The sequence below is a fragment of the Pseudomonas agronomica genome (assembly GCF_025917275.1).
GTDB classification, from domain to species: domain Bacteria; phylum Pseudomonadota; class Gammaproteobacteria; order Pseudomonadales; family Pseudomonadaceae; genus Aquipseudomonas; species Aquipseudomonas agronomica.
In genome coordinates this window covers 1-3,453 of sequence record NZ_JAOSHO010000512.1, presented here as the reverse complement: position 1 = coordinate 3,453, position 3,453 = coordinate 1, and the positions used below count along the sequence as shown (strand labels likewise).

Annotated in this window: 3 protein-coding genes and 1 pseudogene; 3 read left to right on the top strand and 1 reads right to left on the bottom strand. The window is 61.7% G+C overall.

Annotated features, from left to right (window positions below):
• A pseudogene (locus tag OC610_RS23655) lies at positions 1 to 835 on the bottom strand (diguanylate cyclase response regulator); the annotation flags it as partial.
• Positions 836 to 1,263: 428 nt separating this feature from the next.
• On the opposite strand from OC610_RS23655, the gene OC610_RS23650 reads away from it, so the two are divergent.
• The 3 genes from OC610_RS23650 (at position 1,264) to OC610_RS23640 (ending at position 3,435) form a co-directional block, all read left to right on the top strand.
• Positions 1,264 to 2,331: a DUF2333 family protein gene (locus tag OC610_RS23650; RefSeq protein WP_039593530.1), complete on the top strand. Its 1,068-nt coding sequence runs from the start codon at positions 1,264 to 1,266 to the stop codon at positions 2,329 to 2,331.
• A 3-nt stretch (positions 2,332 to 2,334) separates the two neighbouring features.
• The gene (locus OC610_RS23645) at positions 2,335 to 2,892 is read left to right on the top strand and encodes an NUDIX hydrolase (protein ID WP_264431275.1); all 558 of its coding nucleotides are present in this window, start codon (positions 2,335 to 2,337) and stop codon (positions 2,890 to 2,892) included.
• 171 nt (positions 2,893 to 3,063) lie between these two features.
• Entirely contained in the window at positions 3,064 to 3,435 is a 372-nt protein-coding gene (locus tag OC610_RS23640) for a translation initiation factor Sui1 (protein ID WP_030138034.1), read from the top strand.
• Positions 3,436 to 3,453: the final 18 nt, after the last annotated feature.

Genomic DNA, 3,453 nt, shown 5'->3' with positions numbered 1-3,453 from the left:
TCAGCGTGCGGGTGACGATGCCGGCGCTGTTGAGCAGGCGCTCGGTGTGCAAGGCCTGGGCGCGGGAGTCGTCGATAATCAACACTTTATAGGGTTCGTACTGGGCGACGCAGGTCAGCACTTCGATCTTTTCCAACAGGCTCGAGGCTTCGAGCGTGCCGGTGAGAAATTCCTGGCCACCGGCGCGCACCGCTGCCAGGCGGGTGGGCGTATCGGTTTCAAGCAGGCTGAAGAAAAGCAATGGAATGGCCTGGTCTAGCCCTTCCTGGGCTTGGGCCGCCAAGGTCAGGCCCACGCCGGGGCCGCTGAAGTCCACATCCATGACGATCGCGGCGGGCAGGCGCTCGATCATTGAGGCCCGGAACGCCGCGACGCTGTCCAGCGCCAGGGCACTGAGGCCGAAGAATTCCAGTTGCTTGGCCAGCCGTTCGGCACGGTCGTGGTCTTGCAGCATCACATAGATCGGCTTGCGCAGCGGCGGCAGGAAGGTTTGCTCGAGCTGGTCGCCGTGGCGCAGGCCGGTGCGGGACAGGCGCTGCATCAGGCGATTGATCTCGGTGATCAGGTGGCTACTGAGGCGCCCACGATTGGCGTCCACCGCCTGCAGCGACTGGCTGATGCCTTGGGCGAGCTGGCAATGCTCGGGCTGTTCGAAACGCTCGGCAAAGCGCAGCAGGCGCAAATTGGCCTCGCTGAGCTCGGACAGGTCGTTACTCGACCACTCGCTGCGTTGCAGGCGCTGCCATATCTCGAGGATCTGGCGAGCCTGGTGAATTACCCGCTGGGCAAAGTGGTGCTTGAGGCGCTCACGGCTGGGGTCTTCTGACTCGGTCATATCCTGACTACTAGTTAGGGGGCATGCTGAGATCGACTGGTGGCTCTATGCTAGCACCTCTTTTCCCTTACATGAGTGTCGTACGTCAATAAACTGCCAAGAGAAGCTATTCAGTTTCTGACCGGGCGGTTTTCGATCGACTGCCCGCTGTCCGTCAACGTCCAGAAATCAAGGGGTTTAGCGGTTTTTTGGATCCAATTAACAGCCCTGCTCTACGGTGTGAAAAGAGCCGATCCGCCCGCACGCAGAGGTACCTGTGGGGATGGCCGCTCCGAATTTTCGGCCGGCAGGGTTAGGGGAAACCCTTACATGGCGCCTGGCTTCCTGGTGGCAATTCTCCGATAAGCCCAACGACGGATGCCGGCCAAGGCACGTTGATGTAAGGTTGTGGTCGAACCGTGAACTCAAGTGATTGAAGGGACATCGCCATGCTGGACTGGAAAAACCGCGCGGGCAGCGCGCCTGAACGCGCCGCCGAGCCGAAATCGGACACCCGCAGCTACCTGGGCGGGCTGTTTTTCAGCCGGGCACTGGCCACGCTCATCGGTCTGTATCTGCTGGTGACCATCGCGGTGGGCTGGTATTGGAGCCAGGAGCCGGCGCTATTTCCCGTGCAGCAGAATGCCCAGGCTGCGGCCGAGAAGGATGGCAGGCAAATGGTGGTCGGCTACACCACCGTCGAAACCCTCAAGACCGTGGCCGGAACCCTGCTGACCAAGCAGGGCGGCTACATCTCCAACGACCGTTTCCCGCCGGGCCTGTGGATGGACAACATGCCGAGCTGGGAATACGGCGTGCTGGTCCAGGTTCGCGACTTGAGCCGCGCCCTGCGCAAGGATTTCGCCCGTTCGCAATCGCAGTCCGCAGAAGACGCGGATCTTGCCAAGGCCGAGCCGCGTTTCAACTTCGACAACCGCAGTTGGGTGCTGCCCTCCAGTGAGTCGGAATACCAGGAGGGCATCAACTCCCTGAGCCGTTATCAGGCGCGTCTCTCCGATCCTGCACAAAAGAGCGCCTTGTTCTATGCCCGCGCCGACAACCTGAACAACTGGCTGGGTGACGTCGGCACTCGCCTGGGCTCGCTGTCCCAGCGCCTGTCCGCCAGCGTGGGCCGGGTGAAGCTCAATACTTCGCTGAAAACCGAGGTCCCGGCTCCCGGCCAGGTACCGCAGGTGGATGAAGAAGTGGTCGAGACGCCATGGCTGCAAATCGATAACGTGTTCTACGAAGCACGCGGCCAGGCCTGGGCACTGTCCCATTTGCTGCGCGCTATAGAGGTGGACTTCGCCGACGTGCTGGCCAAGAAGAACGCCACGGTCAGCGTGCGGCAGATCATTCGCGAACTCGAGGCTTCCCAGGAACCGGTGTGGAGCCCGATGATCCTCAACGGCAGCGGCTTCGGTGTATTGGCGAACCATTCGCTGGTCATGGCCAACTACATCTCCCGTGCAAACGCAGCGGTGATCGACCTTCGGCAATTGCTGAACCAGGGCTGACCGATGGACGAAAGCACCCGGGAGGACGCTCACCGAGCGGCCTCGGATGCCGAGCTGATCGCTTGGGTCGATGAGCATGACAATCTGCTCGGCAGCCTGGTGCGTTCGGACTTGCGCCAGCGCGGCCTGATCGGTCGCGGCACCTACATCATGCTGTTCAATTCGGCCGGTGAGTTGTGCGTTCATCGCAGGACAATGAGCAAAGCCATATATCCCGGCTATTGGGACGTCGCGGCCGGTGGCATGGTGCAGGCGCACGAGACCTACGCCGAATCGGCGGCCCGAGAGCTCGAAGAAGAATTGGGTGTGAGCGGTGTGGAACTGGTTGCCCATGACCACTTCTATTTCGAAGACACCGGCAGTCGCCTGTGGTGCTCGGCGTTTTCCGCCGTGTGGGACGGTCCGTTGATCCTGCAGCCGGAAGAGGTGCTGGAGGCGCGTTTCCTGCCCGTCGAACAGGTGTTGGAGGAAATCCGCCACAAGCCTTATTGCCCGGACTCCCTGGCGGCGCTCGGACGCTATCTGCGAGCCCAGGAGGGCGGTCTCGCAAAGAAGCTGTAAATTGGCGCCGATTGGCCCTTAGCAAGTCGCGTTTTTGCCGTTACACTGCGCGACTTTTCAAGCTTGGCCGACAGCGTTCGGCCCAGTTGCGCTGCCCCTGCCTGAGTGGGGCTTCGCGGTCGAGGCACTTTCGCCCCTCGACCAGTCTTTGTCCTCCCAAGAGGATTGCCGGTGGCCAAAAAAGCCGCATCCTTCGCCGCCCTGGGCGGCCTGGTATTTTCTACCGACGCCGGTCGTCATTGCCCCGATTGCCGCCAGCCGGTGGATGCCTGCATCTGCAAACAGACCGCCATTCCCGCCGGCGACGGTATCGCGCGCGTGCGCCGCGAAAGCAAAGGTCGCGGTGGCAAGACAGTGACTACCATTACGGGTGTGCCGCTGGCCGAAGACGCACTCAAGGATCTGGCGACGACGTTGAAGAAACGTTGCGGCACGGGTGGCGCGTTGAAGGACGGCGTCATCGAGATCCAGGGCGATCACGTCGAGCTGCTGTTGGCGGAACTCACCAAACACGGCTTCAAGGCAAAGAAATCCGGCGGCTAGCAGCCTCTGTGAAAACCA